Annotated in this window: 14 protein-coding genes; 12 read left to right on the top strand and 2 right to left on the bottom strand. The window is 62.5% G+C overall.

All coding sequences use genetic code 11. The features are described from left to right. Positions 1-676 precede the first annotated feature (676 nt). From M0954_RS08805 to M0954_RS08780, 6 genes are all read left to right on the top strand, one after another. Complete coding sequence (locus M0954_RS08805) at positions 677-1759, top strand: ABC transporter substrate-binding protein (RefSeq protein ID WP_297352709.1); 1083 nt, start codon at positions 677-679, stop codon at positions 1757-1759. Further along, the gene (locus M0954_RS08800; protein ID WP_297352710.1) at positions 1759-3579 is read left to right on the top strand and encodes a PAS domain S-box protein; all 1821 of its coding nucleotides are present in this window, start codon (positions 1759-1761) and stop codon (positions 3577-3579) included. Before M0954_RS08805 ends, M0954_RS08800 begins: the two co-directional genes overlap by 1 nt. Before the next feature lie 414 nt (positions 3580-3993). Continuing rightward, entirely contained in the window at positions 3994-5448 is a 1455-nt protein-coding gene (locus tag M0954_RS08795) for an ABC transporter substrate-binding protein (protein WP_166660736.1), read from the top strand. Between the two features lie 8 nt (positions 5449-5456). Next, entirely contained in the window at positions 5457-6398 is a 942-nt protein-coding gene (locus M0954_RS08790; RefSeq protein ID WP_074264102.1) for an ABC transporter permease, read from the top strand. Then, the gene (locus tag M0954_RS08785; RefSeq protein WP_122151581.1) at positions 6398-7228 is read left to right on the top strand and encodes an ABC transporter permease; all 831 of its coding nucleotides are present in this window, start codon (positions 6398-6400) and stop codon (positions 7226-7228) included. The genes M0954_RS08790 and M0954_RS08785 overlap by 1 nt, the downstream gene beginning before the upstream one ends. After that, on the top strand, positions 7225-9117 hold the full coding sequence (locus M0954_RS08780; RefSeq protein WP_297352707.1) for an ABC transporter ATP-binding protein: 1893 nt from the start codon (positions 7225-7227) through the stop codon (positions 9115-9117). The genes M0954_RS08785 and M0954_RS08780 overlap by 4 nt, the downstream gene beginning before the upstream one ends. A gap of 134 nt (positions 9118-9251) precedes the next feature. On the opposite strand, the gene M0954_RS08775 is transcribed toward M0954_RS08780, so the two are convergent. Then, positions 9252-10451, bottom strand: coding sequence for a porin (locus M0954_RS08775; protein WP_297352705.1), 1200 nt, complete (start codon positions 10449-10451; stop codon positions 9252-9254). Between the two features lie 257 nt (positions 10452-10708). On the opposite strand from M0954_RS08775, the gene M0954_RS08770 reads away from it, so the two are divergent. From M0954_RS08770 to M0954_RS08750, 5 genes are all read left to right on the top strand, one after another. Beyond that, a complete protein-coding gene (locus tag M0954_RS08770) occupies positions 10709-11638 on the top strand; it encodes a LysR substrate-binding domain-containing protein (RefSeq protein WP_122151577.1) in 930 nt (309 codons plus the stop codon). Positions 11639-11869: 231 nt separating this feature from the next. Beyond that, complete coding sequence (locus M0954_RS08765; RefSeq protein WP_297352703.1) at positions 11870-12988, top strand: succinylglutamate desuccinylase/aspartoacylase family protein; 1119 nt, start codon at positions 11870-11872, stop codon at positions 12986-12988. Positions 12989-13021: 33 nt separating this feature from the next. Continuing rightward, positions 13022-14080, top strand: a complete 1059-nt coding sequence (locus tag M0954_RS08760; protein WP_297352701.1) for an ornithine cyclodeaminase — start codon at positions 13022-13024, stop codon at positions 14078-14080. A gap of 75 nt (positions 14081-14155) precedes the next feature. Continuing rightward, entirely contained in the window at positions 14156-15736 is a 1581-nt protein-coding gene (locus tag M0954_RS08755; protein ID WP_297352699.1) for a serine hydrolase, read from the top strand. Positions 15737-16025: 289 nt separating this feature from the next. After that, a complete protein-coding gene (locus M0954_RS08750; protein WP_297352697.1) occupies positions 16026-16205 on the top strand; it encodes a hypothetical protein in 180 nt (59 codons plus the stop codon). Positions 16206-16277: 72 nt separating this feature from the next. Here the strand turns inward: M0954_RS08750 and M0954_RS08745 are convergent, their stop codons facing one another. After that, positions 16278-16937 (bottom strand): hypothetical protein, encoded by a 660-nt coding sequence (locus M0954_RS08745; RefSeq protein WP_297352695.1) that lies wholly within the window; start codon positions 16935-16937, stop codon positions 16278-16280. Between the two features lie 217 nt (positions 16938-17154). On the opposite strand from M0954_RS08745, the gene M0954_RS08740 reads away from it, so the two are divergent. Beyond that, positions 17155-17934: an SH3 domain-containing protein gene (locus M0954_RS08740; protein WP_297352693.1), complete on the top strand. Its 780-nt coding sequence runs from the start codon at positions 17155-17157 to the stop codon at positions 17932-17934. Positions 17935-18181 lie beyond the last annotated feature (247 nt).

The following is an 18181-nucleotide window of genomic DNA, read 5'->3' as shown; positions in this document are numbered from 1 at the left end:
TGTTGCATACCGATAGAGCGCTTCTCGACTGCGTGACGCAGCCTCGCACCGGTTCAGTGCGAAACTTTTGTGAAGCCGAAGCGCGCAAGCTGGTCTCGCTCGTGCGTGGAGTTGGATGCCGAAAGCGGTCCGGACACCGGAACTCAGTAGAGCTGGGTACGAGCGCTGGACGATTCCCGCTGGGGTGCTGCCTTTCTTTAAGGGATCCCGAGTCCCGTTGTCCGGCTGGCATCGTGTGGACATTTCGCCATCACGGAACACGGTGGACAGGTTGATCGTAAGCGCGTGACCTTTTTGGTCAAAGTCGGGCAATGCGAAGAATTTCCCGGGAGTTATGCCGATTTTGATGTCAGGAAATGCCTAGGCCGACCCGCCTGAGGGGCCGCCGCCCTGCGGCCATGGCGTGCAGACAGCGGGCGGGAATTCGACCGTCATTGATCTGACAATAACGCTTCGAGCCGTGCCGTCCGGTTAACAGCAAACCAGGCGAGGCGTGACGAAGGCGCCAGCCGTGGCCGGCGGACTATGGCGCGAATATTGGCGGCATCCCGGCAAACCGTAAAATGGACGGAGTGGAGTCATATTTAAGGGGAGCATGTCCGTAGTACATTACGGGGCATATAAAGGTGGAGACGCCGTGGACCGACCCGTCAAACGTAGAGCAGCGCTACTCGCTTTGGCGAACGCCAGCCTGCTATGCATGGCCCGTCCCGTTTTCGCATCCGGCCCGCCGCCCCGCGTGGTCTTCCTCAATCCCGGCGAAGCCATTGAACGCGGCACCGGACAGCAGTGGCAACTGGTTTCCCACTTCATGCAGGTGGCCGCCAAAACCTTCGGCATGCAGCTGGAGGTCCTTTACGCCGAACGTGATCACCTGTTGATGGTGCGTCAGGCGAGGGAGGTCGCAGAGCGCACCGACGCCCCCGACTATGTGGTGATCGTCAACGAGAAGATGGCCGCCGACCAGATGCTGACCGCGCTGGCACGTTCGCGAGCCAAGGTCCTGCTGATCCACAACGACCTCACTCCGGGCCAGCGCCGTGCGATCGGCAATGAACGGGAAGGCATCGCCAACTGGATCGGCACAGCGACGGCAAACGCAGCGCAAGCCGGTTATCGCCTGATGCAATACCTGTATCAGCGCGTGAGTCCGGCCGGTGCGCAGGTGATCGGCATCACGGGAGATCCCAACACGCCGGTGTCGCTCGAGCGTGCCCAGGGCGTCGATGCGTTCCTGTCCCACGAGCAGGACGCGCACACCTGCCAACTGGTGTTCGGTGACTGGAGCTATGCCGATAGCGCGCAAAAAGCCCGCGTATTGATGGCGCGTTACCCGCACGCCAACCTGATCTGGGCTGCCAACGATGCAATGGCGCTCGGTGCCATGAGTGCAGTGACAGAGCGGCATGCGCATGTTCTGGTGGGGGGCATGGGCGCCTTGCAGGAGGCCCTGCTCAGTATCGTCAATGGCGGTCTGGCTGCGATGGTGGCAGGTGACTATTTCATCGGGGCATGGGCGATGGTGTTGCTCTATGACTATCATCAAGGCAAGGACTTTGCCGCATCCGGGGGCGTGCGCCAGAAGCTCGACTTCCTGCGCGTGATCCACCGCGAGAACGCAACCCAATACTATGATGCCGTGTTCGCTCATGGACAGTCGCTGAACTTCGGCGTCTATTCGAAGTGCCTTTACCCAAGCCCAGGTCCCTACGACTTCGGCCTGCAACGGCTCCTGACCACCGTCCCGACACTTTCGTGATGGACCTTTCTCCGCGCCATGCGCTGCGTTCGCTGGGCCTGCACGCCAAGCTGATGCTCGCGCTTGCCGTTCTCGTTGCGATCGTCGCGGGCAGCTCGGCCTATGTCGTGGCCGAGCACGAGCGGGACCGGCGCGAAAGCGCACTGGAACTACGCGCCTCGCGGGTTGCGGATCTGTTGAGCCACTCGCTGGCGCAGCCGCTGTGGAACGTCGACCGCGCGGCTATAGACGAACAGCTTCGGGCGCTCGCACCCAACCCCGAACTAGTCGAATACACTGTCACGGCGACGAATTACGGTGTCGTGTCCACGGTGAAGGGGCCGGCGGAAAACGAACACGCCGATACCGTGGTGCGGGCCCGGCCGATCGAGTTCACGCCGCCCGGCGATGCGCCGCGTGAGCAGATTGGCGAGGTGCGGCTGGTCTACACGCGAGCCTTGGCCGAGCAGGCCATCGGCGCCGCGCGCCGGTCGATCCTCTGGACGGTGGCGGCCATCGTCGCCGCGCTCTATATCGTCACGTTCGTGCTGCTCAAGCGTATGGTGCGCGAGCCGATCAATCGTCTCGAGGAGATGGTCGATCGCATCGCCGGCGGCGACCTGCTGGCGCGCTGTGTGGTGGAATCTGGCGACGAACTGGGGCGGCTCGCCACACGCGTGAACTCGATGGCGGAACGGCTGCGCCAATCCACCACCTTGCTGCGCGAAAACGAGCGCAAGTACCGCGGCATTGTCGAAAATGCGCTTGAGGGCATCTTCCTGCTCGAGCGCAGCGGCAGGCTCACCGAAGCCAACCCCGCCATGGCGCAACTGCTCGGCTACCGCAGCCCGGCGGCGCTGATGGCGGCAGGCGTGGCCGCCTCGTACGGACTGCCGTTCGATGCGGCGCAAACCAGCAGGCTATTCGAGGTGTTGCGCGCCGAGGGCGAGATCGTGGGCTTTGAACTGCGCCTGATGCGTCTGGACGGTGTCCCGATCTGGGTCGAACTGAATGCGCGCGGTGTCAGCGTCGACGGAAGCGAGCCGGCGTTGCTGGAGGGCTTGATGAGCGACGTGACGGCCCGCAAGCACGTTGTCGAAAACCTGCAGCAGCATCGCGATCAGCTCGAGCGTGAAGTGGCCGAGCGCAAGCGGACCGAGGCCGAATTGCGGGTGTCGCGTGGGCGCTTGCGGCAGCTTTCCGCGCATCAGGAAGCGATTCGCGAGGAAGAACGCAAGCGTATTGCCATGGAGATTCACGACGACCTCGGTCAGTTGCTCACGGCTTTGAAAATGGATGTATCGCTGCTGCGGATGCACCTCGCGGACGATTCGGCAGCCCTTCGCAAGGCCGATGGCATGCGCGAGCTGGTCGAAAAAACCATCGGCATTGTGCGCAGTGTGGCAAGCCATCTGCGTCCTGCCGCGCTCAATTTCGGTCTCGCCTCGGCGCTCGAGTGGCTTGCCCACGACTTCACGCGCTACGCGCAGATTCCTTGCCATTTTCACCTCGAGGGTCCGGAGCCGCATCTACCGGACCCCTCTGCGACGGCCATCTTCCGCATCGTGCAGGAGTCCTTGACCAATGTGGCCCGTCACGCGAATGCCTCGCGCGTCGACGTGACGCTGCGCAATGTCGACAGCGCGATCGAACTGACGATACGTGACGATGGGCAAGGTTTCGATGTTGCTGCTGCTCGCGAGGGTTATTCGTATGGGCTGCTGGGTATGACCGAACGGGCCCGCCTGATCGACGCCGAGCTGCATGTCGAGAGCGCAGCCTCGGCTGGCTGCGTGATTCGCCTCTACGTCGGGGAGAAAACGGTCGTTTCGTCTGGCTGACGTTCCTCGGGCTGGGTGATCTAAAAAACAGATCACGATATTATGTCGTGACTTCCTTGGCTCGCGCGCTGTGCTTAGGATCGCTCCGAGTGGTCGATGTTTCGAAACTCAACCAGATCGATACCCAAAACGCGGAGACCCGATGTTCCGGCCCAACCCTTTCCCGCAAGCGTGCGTGCCCGATGCGTCGCCCGGTCTCGACTTCGCGCCCGCCTGCGGCGGGCAGATCTTCGCGGAGTGCCGTTTGTGACCGATCGCGGGATGCGCTTCTGCCGGTGTTTGCTTCAGACGGCCGTGCTACTGGCAAGCTGCGCCATCACTTCATTCGCTTCGGCGTCTTCTTCGTCCACTGACGCTGTGTCAAGCGAGGCGGCAGGTCAGGCCTCAACCCAGGCGGCCACGCACGAGATCAGGGTGGCCGAAGGGGAGGACACGCCAACGTCGATGCCAGGCAACGTGGCGCGCAACACCGCCACCGACAACATTCTCGGCAACGTCGTCGAATCGCTGGTCGCACTGCGTGCCGATCTGAGTGTGGCGCCGATGCTCGCAGACAGCTGGGACATTTCGCCAGACGGCAAGACGTACACGTTTCACCTGCGGCATGGCGTGCTGTTTCATAACGGCGCGCCGGTGACCTCCGCTGAGGTCAAATGGAGCTTCGGGTTCCTGATGAAACGCAGTTCGGGCTTCGAGTGCCGCAGCGTATTCGACGGCGGACGGGGCGTGAAAGTCGTGGCGGTGACGACTCCCGATCCCGACACCGTCGTGTTCGAACTGGACCGGCCTTACGCGCTCTTCCTGAAGCAGATGGTCGACCCGCGCTGCCCGCTGGCGGTGCTGCATCCATCCAGCGTCGACAGCGACGGCAAATGGTTGAGGCCGGTTGCCACCGGCCCCTATGTCTTCGCTGACTGGAAGCGTGGCCAGTACGTGCTGCTCAAGCGGTTCCCGCAATACCGGCCGCGTACCGAGCCGTCCAGCGGAGGCGCGGGCGCCAAGCTCGCGTATGCGGACGTGCGCTTCGTGGTGATTCCGGACGAGGCCGCGCAGAAGTCCGCGCTGGCCGCCGGTCAGATCGACGCCATGACGATCGACGAAAACAATCTGTTGCCACCCGATCCGCGCTGGCATCTCGTCGAAGGGCCGAGCGCGGATCCTGCCGTGCTGCTGATGCAGACCCGCGACCCCTCGCTCTCGGACGTGCGGATGCGTCGCGCCATTGCCCTCGCGCTCGATCTGCCCGGCATCGTCAATGCGGTCACGGACGGCCACGGGCACTACAACCCGTCGCTGATTCCCGATGCCAACAAACTGTACTCGACGACCGACGCGACGGGCTATACGAAGAACCTGCCGGAGGTCAAACGTTTGCTGACGCAGGTGGGCTACCACGGTCAGACGCTGAAGCTGGAAACCAGCCGGCGCTTCGAACATATGTACACGCTGGCGGTTTATGTGCAATCGCTGCTGACGAAGGCGGGAATCCGCACTGAGCTCGATGTCGTCGAATGGAGCAAGCAGGTCAGCGACTTCCGCTCGGGCCGGTTCCAGCTGATGTCGTTCGCCTACTCCGCGCGCATCGATCCCGCGCTGATGTTCGGCGATGTGCTCGGCGACAAGTCGAAGACGCCGATGGCGCAGTGGGAGAACCCCGCTGCTCTGGCGCTGCTGCACAGCCTGCAAGGCGTCAGCGACGAGATGGCGCGCAGGCAGGCCTTCGACCGTCTGCACCAGATGATGATTGCCGACGTACCGATGCTCGGCATGTACAACACTCCCGATCTGATTCTGATCAGCAGCCGTCTGCACGGTTTGACGTCATGGCCGATGCGGCGCATGCGTTTCTACAACGTGAGCAAGGACTAGACAACGCGATGCTCTCCTACATGATCAAACGAATCGCCATGGCGGTGCCGACCGTGCTGATCGTGACGCTGCTCGTGTTCGGCATGATGCGGGCGATTCCCGGCGATCCGGCCTCGCTGATGCTCGGCGATGTCAACGATCCGGCGCTGCTCGCGCAATTGCGCCATCAGTTTGGGCTGGATCGTTCGGTACCCGAACAGTTCGTGTTGTGGGTGACGCATCTGGCGCATGGCGACCTGGGCATGTCGATCGTGCGGCATCAACCTGTAGCTGAACTGATCCGAACTACCTTTCCGGTCACCGCCGAGATCGTGCTGTCTGCCACGCTCCTCGCCAGCCTTATCGCGATTCCCGCAGGCCTGTTTGCAGCGTGGTCGCAGAACCGCCGTGCTGATCCGGCCATTGTGCTGACCAGCATCCTGCTCGTGTCGCTGCCGAGCTTCTGGGTCGGGATCCTGCTGATGTGGCTGTTCGGCGTGAAGCTGCAATGGCTGCCCACGTTCGGCTTCGAATCGTTTAGCGAGGTGGGGTGGGGCACGGTGCGCTATCTGGTGCTGCCGGTGATCGCGGTGGCGCTCGGTGAAATCGCCGTGCTGACGCGGATGATGCGGGCGAGCAGTCTCGAAGTGCTGCGGCTCGAATACATCTCGCATGCGCGTGCAAAGGGGCTATCCGAACCGCGTGTGTTGTTGCGCCATGCGTTGCCGAACGCATTCGGTCCTGCGCTGACGGTCGTCGGGCTGATTCTCGGCCACCTGCTGGCGGGCGGCGCTGTGATCGAGACGGTGTTCACGCTGCCGGGCATGGGACGTCTGCTGGTCGAGAGCATTTATGCGCGCGATTACCCGGTGGTACAGGCCTGCCTGCTCGTGATTGCGTTGCTGTATGTGCTCGTCAATCTGGTTGTCGATCTGCTGTATCCGGTTTTCGATCCACGGATGAAGCTTTAATGAAACTGCGCTCCTTCAAACGCTTCAATCTGACGATCGGCACGGTGCTGGTCGGGCTGCTGGTCGTGACCGCTTTGCTCGGTCTCGTCTATACGCCCTATGACCCAACGGATGTCGATCTGGTGACGCGCTATGCGGCACCAGGCATCCATCATTGGCTCGGTACCGATGAGTTCGGCCGCGACGTGCTCTCGCGGATCATGGCCGGCGCAGCGGTCAGCCTGACCGTCAGCATCGGCTCGGTGCTGTTTGCTCTCTCATTCGGTACGGCACTCGGCACCGTGTCCGGTTACGTCGGTGGCTGGCTGGACCGTCTGGTGCTCGTGCTGGTCGACGCTCTGATGGCGTTTCCGGGCCTGCTGCTGGCGCTCGGCATCATGACGGTGCTTGGGCCTTCCAAATGGTCGGTGGTGCTGGCGCTCGGTCTTGCTTATACGCCCTCAGTGACACGACTCGCGCGCGGCGGCACGCTGTCGCTGCGCAGCCGTGATTTCGTGGTCGCTTCGCAGGCGATGGGCAATAGCGGGGTGTGGACGCTATGCCGTCATGTGCTGCCGAACTGCGTCGCCCCCTTGCTGATTTTTTCGACTTCGCTGTTCGGGTCCGCGTTGCTGGCCGAAAGCGCGCTGAGCTTTCTGGGGCTCGGCGTGCCACCGCCCGCTCCGACCTGGGGCGGCATGCTCGCCGATAGCCGCAATGCCATCGACCGCGCAATCTGGCTGGCGATTTTCCCCGGCATGTCGATTTCGCTCGCGCTGCTCGGCATCAACATGCTGGGCGATGCGGTGCGTGACCTGCTCGATCCGCGCATGAACGGAGGGGCCAAATGACGACGCTTCACTCTGCTTCCGCGATGGAGTCCTCGGCAGCTTCGGATTCGGTGCGAGCAGCCACCGGATCGGCTCACCAACCGCTCCTCAGCGTACAAGATCTCACGCTAGGATTTCGTGGTCCTGATGGTATGGCGAAGCCGGTCGTGCACGGGGTCAGCTTCGATCTCGATGCGGGCCGTTCGCTGGCTGTGGTCGGGGAGTCCGGCAGTGGCAAGACGCTGATCGGCAAGACCTTGCTCGGCCTGCTGCCGGATGCCGCGCAGATCATGGGGGGGCACGTGAATTTCGCCGGTCAGCCGTTGCTCGAACAGACGCTGGCCCAGTGGCGAAGCACGCGCGGCATCGGCATTGGCATGGTGTTTCAGGAGCCGATGGTGTCGCTGAATCCGGCGTTCCGGATCGGCGAGCAGTTGACCGAAGCGCTCGTGCGGCGTCGCAACGTACCGCGCGCGCAAGCGTGGACGCAGGCCGTCGCCATGCTCGAACGCGTGCGCGTGCGCGATCCGCAAGGCTGCATGAAGCGCTATCCGCATGAGTTCTCGGGCGGGATGCGCCAGCGCATCATGCTGGCTGCGGTGATGTTGCTGCGCCCCAAACTGCTGATTGCCGACGAACCAACCACCGCGCTCGACTGCGTGGTTCAGAAGGAAGTCCTCGATCTGATGACGGAGTTGACCCGCGAGGAAGGTACCGCGCTGATCTTTATCAGCCACAATCTCGCGCTGGTGGCGGCCTATACGGAGCAGGTGCTGGTGATGCGCGCAGGTGTCGCTGTCGAAACCGGCCCGGCCGACCAGGTGCTGTCGCGGCCGTCGCACGATTACACGCTAGCCTTGCTCGATGCGTTACCGCGACGTTTGCCTCCTGCGGCGGTGGCGTTGCCCGATTCCGTCTCTGTTGGAACCGCGTCGCCGTCGGGTGCGGTACCTGCACCTATTCTCGAAGTGTGCGACGTCGCGATCGACTATTCGGCTGCGCGCAGCGGCTTCGCGGCCTGGTTCGGCGGCAAGCATAGCGTGCGGGCTGTCCATCGCACTTCGTTTAGCGTAGAGCCCGGCGAGACGCTGGCGATCGTCGGCGAGTCGGGCAGCGGCAAAACAAGTCTCACCAAGGCCGTGCTCGGCCTCGTCACACCGGCGGAGGGTGATGTGCTACTGAACGGCGAGCGGTTTCTCGACACCGGCGCGAAGCGTTTGCAGGCCGCGCGCCGGGCGATCCAGATCGTCTTTCAGGACCCGTATTCGTCGCTCGATCCGCGCATGCGGGTCGGCTCGCTGGTGGCCGAGGGACTGCGGGCCGACCATAGCCTCGATGCCGCGCAACGTGCAGAGCGCGTTGCTACCGCGCTGGCCGATGTGGGTCTCGCCGATCATGTGCGGCGCTTCGTGCACGAGTTGTCCGGTGGCCAGCGGCAACGCGTAGCGATTGCGCGGGCGCTTGCGAGCCGCCCCGCAGTCATCATTGCCGATGAACCTGTTTCGGCGCTCGACGTCACCGTGCAAAAGCAGGTGCTTGACATGCTCGTCGCGTTGCAGGCACGGTACGGCTTTGCCTGTTTGCTGATTTCGCACGATCTTGGTGTGGTTGAACAGATCGCCGACCGCGTGCTGGTGATGCTGCGTGGACACCTGGTCGAGGAGGGCACGCGTGATGCGGTCTTCGACGATCCGTGCCATCCGTACACGCGCCGCCTGCTGCAAGCCGTGCCTGAACTGCGCGGCAACCGCACGGATGGCTTCAAGGTGTTGTCGCGTGAGGTGCCGGCGCAACGTCTCGCGGACGATCGTTATTTTGATCCCGACAGGCCGGAGAAAGGCGCGCCGCGTCTCGTCGACGTCGGGCAAAGTAACGCAGCGCATCGCGTCGCGCTGTACGCGGATACCTGAACGTAGCGCTGAGCATTGCGAAACAACCGAGGCAAAGCGACGAGGCAAAAGCGGCGCAAAACGACGCGCCTGACGATGCAACAAAAAGAGGTGCCGGACGGCACCTCTTTAGACAAAGTAGCTTGAAAGAAACGTCAGAAGCGATGTCGAATACCGACGATGACGGCCGCCTGCTTGTCGGTCGACGAGTTCGACAGATTGGTAATCGCCGCCACCGCCTGTTTGCCGGTCGAATCTTCGCCGCTCGCGTGTTCGTAGATCCCGACCACATACAGATCGGTGCGTTTCGACAGGAAGTAGTTCGCGGCGAGGTTCACCTGGTTGTACGTAGCACCGGAGATACTGCCGACCGAATCGCCACGGGTATAGGTGTAGGCCACGCCAAGCTGCAGGGCAGGGGTCACGAGATAGGCGAAGTTCAGTTCGCCGATATTGAAGCTGGCGGTGCCGGTCAGATGATTCGGGTTCAGACCGCTGCCCGCTTCGCTGCCGAGGTTCTGGAAGGCCACGTTGCTGTAGGTGCCACCGATCGTCGCATTGCCGATGCGGTATGCGGCGCCTGCCGCGATCACCTGCCACGCACCGGCCGAGGCGAAGCCGCTGTACACCGGGCTCGACATATTGAGGGCGCTGGTCGAAGTCGAGGAGTTGGCGTTCGGGTTGGTGCCGAATACCGAGTAGTTCGGATCCTTGGCTTTTTCATAGACGAGGCCAAGGCTGAGCGAGCCATTGTGATACCCGGCGCCCACGCCGAAGAGCTGATCCTCGGTGAAATCGCCGGCCTTGCCGCCGAGGCTGTACATGCCGCCGAAGGTGATGCCGCCGTAGCTCTGGCTGGCGAATTTGATCGAGTTGTTGATGCGGTAGGAATTGTCGAAGTTATCCATGTCGCCCGGGTGCGCGCCGTAGATGCTGCCCCATTCGGTGGCGGTCACGAGTTCTTCGGCATTGCCCGATTCGAAGCTGCCGACGTAGTCGCCGAGCGGGTCGTACTGGCGGCCGAGGGTGACGGTACCATAGGGACTCGACAGGCCCACGTAGGCCTTGCGTCCGAACAGATCGCCGCCCTGGCCGAGCGTGCCGTTGTTGATGGCGAAGCCGCCTTCGAGGCGGAAGATCGCGGCGAGACCGCCGCCGAGATCTTCTGTGCCGCGCAGGCCCCAACGGTCGCCTTGCAGGTTGCCGGAGGCAAGCGAATATTGCTGGGAGCCTTTCGCATTCGAGTTGAACGCAATACCGGTATCGAGCAACCCGTAGAGCGTCACGCTGCTCTGCGCGTGCGCAACGCTGGAGAACGCGGCGAGTGCGGCGAGCATGGGTATGGTCTTTTTCATCGTATTTGTCCTCGGCGGAGCCGGATGCAAGTGGTGTGAACTCAGGTGAATAGCAGTGCAGCGAGACCTGCGCGGAAGCACGGGTTGCGGCAAATCCTATGTGGCTATTTTTTGACCCGGAAGACCGATCCTTGGCATCGCGATCTAATCGGAAGATCACAGAAAGACCCGCATTTGCAGCGTCTCGAAGACGTGTTAGTCACGCGCTAAAGACCTGCCAAGGACCTTTAAGAAATGAAATCGCATAAGGTGATCACATGACGTTGAGTCAGCTCAGAGTGTTTTGCGCGGTGGTCGAGCAGGGCAGTTTTCGGGCGGCGTCGCGCTCGCTCGATATCGCGCAGAGCGCGTTGACCCACGCGATCCAGAGTCTCGAAGCGGAACTGGCCGTGCCGTTGCTGACCCGCTCGCATCTGGGCATCAGCCTCACACCGTTCGGGGAGAAGTTGCTGGCCCGTGCGTCGTCGATCCTCAAGGATTGCGAGCGTATCGATCAGGACATGCGGGAACTGGAAGGCGAACCGTCTGGACGCATTGCCGTGGGCCTGACTTCCGAACCGCTTGCCGAGTTGCTGGTGCCGGTGGTCACACGCTTCATGTCGTCGTTCCCGCGTGTGCTCGTGCATCTGTCGAGCGGGTCGTCGCAGATGCTGATTGAACGGATTCGCGATGGACGCCTCGATTTCGCGCTATGCCCGCTCGCGCCGGAGTTCGACGATGTGGATCTGCATATCGACCGGCTTTATCGTTCCTCACCGGCGATCCTGGCGCGCGCGGGCCACCCGATGGCCCGCGCCACGTCGATCGCCGAGCTGACCGATTGCGAATGGGTCGGCTTCAAGCGCGAGGGTGTTGTCGGCATTGCGGCGAACCGTCTGGTAGGCATGTTCGCGGCGAATGGCCTGGGCATGCCCAAGATCGTCATTACCGCTGAGACCCTGCTCGAATCGCTGTTCCTCGTGTGCGAAACAGACTATCTGACCATGGACCCCGGCGTGCTCGCCGACTACAAGCTGTTCTCGGGCTCGCTCATCCGGGTGCCGATTCGCGAGACCTTCCAGCCGCGCGATATCAGCCTGATCCGGCGCAGCAATTCCCCGCTGACGGGGATCGCGCACGAGTTGTCGAGCATGCTGGTTTCGTATGCGCGTCTGAAGCGCGGCGTGGCGCGTAGCAGCGGGGCCTGAAGCGCAAGGCAGGCGGATCGCGGGCGAGTTTCAGGGTGATCTGATCTATCGATCACGATAACCCGGACCAGGCTTCTGTAGGCCTGCGGCGACGCGTAGCATCATGTCCATGCTTCGACGTTTCCGGCTTATCTGGCTCATTCGGCGTCCTTGCCGCGGCGCCGCAGGGTGCCAACTGGCATGGGCCATGAGCGTCGCAGTCTGTCGATGAACCACAGGACAATTTCCTAAATGCACAGCGCTAAACACCGCTTGCTTGCTACCTCGGACGGCACCGCGCATCAGCTGGTTTCGCATCATTTCGGCGACCAGGCTTACGGCACGAAGATCTATATCCAGGCCGGCCTGCATGCCGATGAAATACCGGGCATGCTGGTCGCGCTGACCCTCCAGGCGAAGCTTCAGCAACTGGAGAAAGAGGGCCGCTTGCGCGGCGAAGTCGTGCTGGTCAGTACGGCCAATCCGATTGGCCTCGGGCAATTTGTACTCGGCTATCCGATCGGACGCTTTGACCTGGCGAGCGGCCGCAACTTCAATCGCGGTTTCCCGCTTCTCGCGGGCAAGATCGCTGAGGCCGTCGAAGGGGAACTGGGCGGCGACGCAAAGAAAAACGTCGCGACGATTCGCCGGGTATGGCGTGAGTTGTTGCTCGCGCAACAACCTCGTCAGACCTTCGACGACCTGCAGCGCGCGTTGATGCTGCTATCGCTTGATGCGGACATTATTCTCGATCTGCATTGCTCGCGGGAGGCGGCGCTGCACCTCTACACGGGTGAGTCCCTCTGGCAGCAGGCGGAACCGCTGGCCCGCTATCTTGGCGCCACTGCCTCGCTACTGGCCGTTGACTCAGGCGGTCAGTCGTTCGATGAGGCGCACAGCTTCACATGGTGGCAACTGCAGCAACGCTTCAATGAACGTTTTCCGATTGCGCTCGGAAGCACGGCGATTACGGTCGAGCATCGCGGCCAACGCGATGTCAACGACGAACTGGCCGAGAAGGATGCGGCGGCGATTATCGATTACCTGACCTGGTACGGCGCGATCGAGGCACAAGTCAAACCGCTGCCGCCGCTTGCGTGTCCCGCAACGCCGCTGGCTGGCAGCGAACAGTTTTATGCGCCGGTCACGGGCATCCTGCTGCACTGCGTAGAACCCGGCGCGCGAGTCAGCGTTGGTCAGCAGATGTTCGTGATCGTCGATACGACGGACGGTACGCGCACCGCAATCTGCAGCCGTACTGCCGGCATCTTTTATATGCGAAGAGACGTCCGCTACGTACGCCAGGGCGATCCGCTCGGGCGTGTGTCGGGCGAGGAAGTGATCCGCTCCGGCTACCTGCTGAGCGCATGAGGTTCTTCGAACGTTGATGAGAGTGAACACAAAATGACGAGATATATTGACGTAAGCGATGTTCGCAAGCTGGTGACGTCGATCGGTGCGGAAGCGTTCATCACCACAATGGCTGACTATATCCGCGCGGACTATCTGCGCTGGAACGAGTTCGAGAAATCGGCGCGCGTGGCCAATCATGTCCCAGGCGGTGTGATTGAACTGATGCCGACCTCGGATAGCACGCTGTACGGGTTCAAGTATGTCAATGGCCACCCGAAGAATACCCACGTCAACATGCTGACGGTGATGGCATTCGGCGTGCTGGCGGAGGTCGAATCCGGCTTTCCGGTGCTATTGAGCGAATTCACGATCATGACCGCGTTGCGCACCGCCGCGACGTCCGCGCTGGTTGCAAAGGCCCTCGCGCGGCCCGCGTCAAGATCGATGGCATTGATTGGCAACGGCGCGCAAAGTGAATTCCAGGTACTGGCGTTCAAGGCGATGTTTGGCGTGAACGAAGTTCGCGCGTTCGATATCGACCCCGCGGCAACCGATAAACTGATCCGTAATCTGTCCGGTCTGAAAGACCTCAAGATCATCCGCGCGGCGAGTGCGGCCGAGGCCGTGCGCGGCGCGGATATCGTCACGACGGTGACGGCCGACAAGACCAACGCGACGATCCTGACGCCAGACATGATCGAACCGGGTATGCATATCAACGCGGTTGGCGGCGATTGCCCCGGTAAAACGGAACTGCATGCCGACGTGTTGAGAGGCGCACGGGTGATCGTGGAGTTCGAACCGCAGACACGGATCGAGGGCGATATCCAGCAGCTTTCTGCCGATTTTCCGGTGGTCGAGTTGTGGCGTGTGCTGTCGGGCGAGGTTGCCGGGCGGGAAAGCGATGCACAGGTGACGGTGTTCGACTCGGTCGGTTTCGCGCTGGAAGACTTTTCGGCGCTGCGTTATCTGCGCGATGTGAGCGATGCACGCGATATCGGTGAGCAGATCGAACTGATTCCTGCGCCGGCGAACCCCAAGGATCTGTATCAGTTCGTGGTTCCCGTATCCGCGTTGTACGCTACGCGGCGCGAAGTGTTGCACGCATAACGCGTAATGTTCGCTCGAATGTCCCATCGGGTGTCCGGGTGATGTATCAACGGCCCAATGCAATCGGTAGACAAAATGTCAGACTCTCTTCTTGATCGGGGCGTAGCGGGTTTAGTCGGCGCGAGCGATGCTCGTCAGGGCGTTCATCGCGGCGCTTACGTGGATGGCCTGAGTCGCGCGGAGCCGTCGACGATGGGTGTGGACGCGGACGCCGTCATAGCATTTCTCGACGCCGTCGAAGCGGCGGAACTCGACTTGCATTCCCTGATGATCCACCGCAACGGCAAGGTTTTGGTAGAGGCGTGGCGTTGGCCTTATCGTGCAGACCGGCCGCGTAACCTGCACTCGGTTGCCAAGAGCTTTACGGCTTGTGCGATCGGCCTCGCGCTCGAAGAAAAGCGCTTCAGCCTTGACGACAAAGTGGCGTCGTTTTTCCCGGATGCGCTTCCCGCGGTCATGAGCGATCGGCTCGCGGCCTTGACGCTTGAAGATCTGCTCACCATGCGTGTGGGTCACGCCGGCGAGACCTCCGGCGCACAATGGCGCGTGCTGGGAACGAGCTGGATCGAAGCATTCTTCCGGATTCCTATCGTTGAGCAGCCGGGTGGATCGTTCCTGTATACGAGCGCGGCCAGCTACATGTTGTCGGCGGTGTTGAGCCGCGTAACGGGACAAACGCTGCACGATTATCTTAAGCCGAGGCTGCTCGAGCCTTTGGGCATCACGGGCGAAACGTGGGACATCGGCACGGATGGCATCAACCCTGGCGGCAACGGACTCACGGCCAAAACCGTTGACTTGCTCAAACTCGGCATCCTGCACGCGCAGAACGGCATGTGGGAAGGCGAGCGGCTGCTTCCGGAGCGGTGGGTCGCGACCGCGACCCGTGCACACGTCGAGTCAGGACGGTACGGATATCACTGGTGGACGCGTCCTGACGGCATGTACAGCGCGATCGGGAAATTCGTGCAGATGGCCCTGGTATTTCCCGCGCACGGTGCGACGCTCGCAGTGACCGGTGCGATCAAGGGGAGCGGGAGGCTCATGCCTTATATCGATCGTTACTTTCCGGCAGCGTTCCGGGAAGTCTTTCGCGATGGACCGGTTGCGGGTCACGCCGCGGATGCGCGACTCAAGGCACGGCTTGTGGAATGGCAACGGGAGGATGCGCCTGTAGCGTGGAAAGCACCGTATCTGCTAGCTGGTCCGGATGCGCATTCCGGTGGTACTTCGCGTGCGCGCACGGAGAAAATGCGCTTCACGATGCAGCCGAATGCGCAGGGTATCGAGGCACTGCAACTGGAGTTTAGCGAGCGCGAATGCACGTTGCGTTTGACAGACGTGGACGGCGAGCATGCGATCGTTGCCGGCTTCGGCCGCTGGATTGAAGGCGCCAACGAGATGCCCGGTCGCGATCTGCACCATGGTTATCGCCTGATGGGCAGCCCGGTGGTCGCGCGCGCCTGCTGGCTCGATCCGGCACGGCTGCAGATGACATGGATCTTTGCCGAAACGGCCTTCCGCGATACGGTCGTTTGCGAGTTTGCGGGGCAAGAGATCGTCTTCAAACGTGAAGTCAATATCAACAGCGCAGCGCTGCGTCACGACGATGTGACCGGCAAGCTCTGCGACCAGGTGCGTGCGAGTAGTTGGTAAACGCGTCTTCGAACTGTGCAACTCCGAATTTTTTCGCGTCACCACGTCACCGGTTTCAAAGCCACTCCTCGAGCCTGGTCGTTTGCCTCAAACGTGCCCGCAAACGATTGCGGCGGAACAAAAGCAAAAAAACTTCACGTTTCGCAAATTCAGGGTTAATCCGCTATAAAGCTGGCATCTTTTCCTGCCGATATACCGGATGCAGTGCTAGTGAAGCGCATAGGCGGCGACCTGAAGATCGCCTGCAGGGGGGCGCTTCTCTGGCACGGCACACCAGGCCGTCACACCAGTGCCGCTGGCGCCACGCCATCTATTCGACATTTTCAACCTGTGTGGCACGCTGATTCCGATCGTTGAGCATCGGGGCGAGAAGTACGGCCTCGTGGTCTACGCGGTCGACAACATCGTCACCGTCGTCACCGTCGTCACCATCGACGTGCCAGCCGGATTTCAGTCCCGCCCATGCTGACGCGCCAGCTTGCCGACGGCCGCGTTGAACGGGCGGCCGGCTATTTTCACGCGAGCGACGCGGCCGCCGTACTCACTGCTGCGCCACCGGTTCTGCCGGTGACTGCTCGACCGTTGCCACGCCGCAGAACCAGTCGCCGCTGTGGGGCGGATACTGCCAGCGTGTGTCCTGCTTCAGGACGGTCGCACACTGGTCGTGCCACGTTACGCCCGGATTAGCTGCGGTGCATTGGAGCGCCAATGGATATGAAGGTGCGTGCGCAAGCGGGGTGCCGCCTAGCGCAGTGCCAGCCAGTGGGGTACTACGCTCCTCCTTACCCGGTTGAGCATGCGCGATCTCGCGCCGTCCCGCATCGCGCGGCACCGGCGTGACCGGTTGAGCGGACTTATCCGGCTGGCTCGAAGGTTCCTGCTGCAGGCTTGTCAACAAAAGCTGCAGTTCCTGGATGCGCCCTGTGTACCAGGTTCTCAGGCATTCTTCATCGCTGCAGTTCGCTTCCCGCCAGGCCCATTTACTGTCGCTGTCGGCGCGGAACGCCTTGGGGTTGGAGACGGAGCGCCGCGCTTGCCAGTACAGCTTGCCAAGCACGTCATCGAGCTTCGACAGATCGGCTCGATGGCAGATCAGCTGCTCCGTGATCGAACGGCCCTTGTTGCAATCGAAGCTGGTCGCATGGGCCGGCAGGTGGGTGAGCAGCAAGCTCGCGAAAACGGTGATTCGGAAGATCTTCATGGCAGTCCGGACAGGGCAGGGTCGGTGATGCGATGAATGATCGGCTGAGTTGGAAACGGCCAGACCTCAAAAAAAGGACGAGTTCGCAAACTTCTTACCAAATGTTGCGATCGCCCCGCGAATGACCTGCGACCTTCATCGGGATGCGGTACGCTTGCTTACGCAGTGACATCCAGACGCAGCGACAATCAAAACCGCCCCGCCAGAGGAGGCCGCAATGCGAAGACAGTTGGTGCAGTGCTGTTATGCAGGATTGGCCGCTCTGTTGCTCGGGCCCGCCGCCGCGTTCGCGCAGGCGCAGGCCGTCACCAATAGCTCAGTGAACCTTCGGGCCGGTCCCGCACGTGACTACCCGGTCGTGTCGCAATTGCCAGGTGGCCTGCCGGTCACGGTGATGGGGTGCGTCGCGGGCTACAGCTGGTGCGATGTCGCGACGCCCAATCTGCGCGGCTGGGTTTATGCGGGACGACTCAATTACGCTTATCAGGGCAACCCGGTCCCCGTGCTGGGATATGGAAACGCGATCGGTTTGCCGATCGTCACGTTCTCGATCGGGACGTATTGGGGCAACTATTATCGTGGCCGACCGTGGTATCGCGATCAGTCTCGCTGGGCGCATCGCCCGCCGCCACGGCCGGGCCCTGGCGCGGGACGCCCGCCTGGCCGGCCTCCGGGTGGCCCCGGCGGCAGGCCGCCAGGCGGTCGCCCGCCGGGCAACGTGGGTGGCCGCCCACCGGGTGGTCCGCCGCCGGGCGCAGGTGGACGGCCCCCGGGCGGACGCCCTCCTGGTGGACAACCACCGGGTGGACAACCACCGGGTGGAGGCGGTCGGCCTCCGGGCGGCGGTGGTAAGCCACCGGGCGGTGGAGGTGGACGCCCGCCTGGTGGTGGAGGTGGGCGCCCACCGGCTGGCGGGGGCGGCGGACAGGGTGCACGCCCGCCAGGCGGGGGCGGTGGTGGTGGCGGACAAGGTGGACGGCCGCCGGGCGGCGGTTAAACCAGGCAACCTTGGGACACCGCCACGTGGCGGTTAAACCGGCAACTATGGCAAGGCGCCGCGTGGCGTTAAACCAGCAACCAGGGCACGCCGCCGCGTGGGTCCATTAAGGTGAACGCGCCTGGCCGCGGGCACTGGCTGCATGAAGAGCATACAGATCTCAACAAAGACCGGAGCGATGGCAGTGGCTGAACATAAGACTGGCGGCGCGTCGGCAGTGGGCCTGGCGACGGTGGCCGCCGACGGC

Source organism: Paraburkholderia sp. (assembly GCF_026225065.1).
Classification (GTDB): domain Bacteria; phylum Pseudomonadota; class Gammaproteobacteria; order Burkholderiales; family Burkholderiaceae; genus Paraburkholderia.
The sequence above is the reverse complement of the archived record's forward strand: the minus strand, read 5'-3'. Positions and strand labels throughout refer to the sequence as shown.

Coding starts and splice junctions, on each gene's coding strand:
- M0954_RS08800 (WP_297352710.1), top strand. CDS start 1,759: ATGGACCTTTCTCCGCGCCATGCGCTGCGTTCGCTGGGCCTGCACGCC.
- M0954_RS08790 (WP_074264102.1), top strand. CDS start 5,457: ATGCTCTCCTACATGATCAAACGAATCGCCATGGCGGTGCCGACCGTG.
- M0954_RS08785 (WP_122151581.1), top strand. CDS start 6,398: ATGAAACTGCGCTCCTTCAAACGCTTCAATCTGACGATCGGCACGGTG.
- M0954_RS08780 (WP_297352707.1), top strand. CDS start 7,225: ATGACGACGCTTCACTCTGCTTCCGCGATGGAGTCCTCGGCAGCTTCG.
- M0954_RS08775 (WP_297352705.1), bottom strand. CDS start 10,451: ATGAAAAAGACCATACCCATGCTCGCCGCACTCGCCGCGTTCTCCAGC.
- M0954_RS08770 (WP_122151577.1), top strand. CDS start 10,709: ATGACGTTGAGTCAGCTCAGAGTGTTTTGCGCGGTGGTCGAGCAGGGC.
- M0954_RS08765 (WP_297352703.1), top strand. CDS start 11,870: ATGCACAGCGCTAAACACCGCTTGCTTGCTACCTCGGACGGCACCGCG.
- M0954_RS08760 (WP_297352701.1), top strand. CDS start 13,022: ATGACGAGATATATTGACGTAAGCGATGTTCGCAAGCTGGTGACGTCG.
- M0954_RS08755 (WP_297352699.1), top strand. CDS start 14,156: ATGTCAGACTCTCTTCTTGATCGGGGCGTAGCGGGTTTAGTCGGCGCG.
- M0954_RS08745 (WP_297352695.1), bottom strand. CDS start 16,937: ATGAAGATCTTCCGAATCACCGTTTTCGCGAGCTTGCTGCTCACCCAC.
- M0954_RS08740 (WP_297352693.1), top strand. CDS start 17,155: ATGCGAAGACAGTTGGTGCAGTGCTGTTATGCAGGATTGGCCGCTCTG.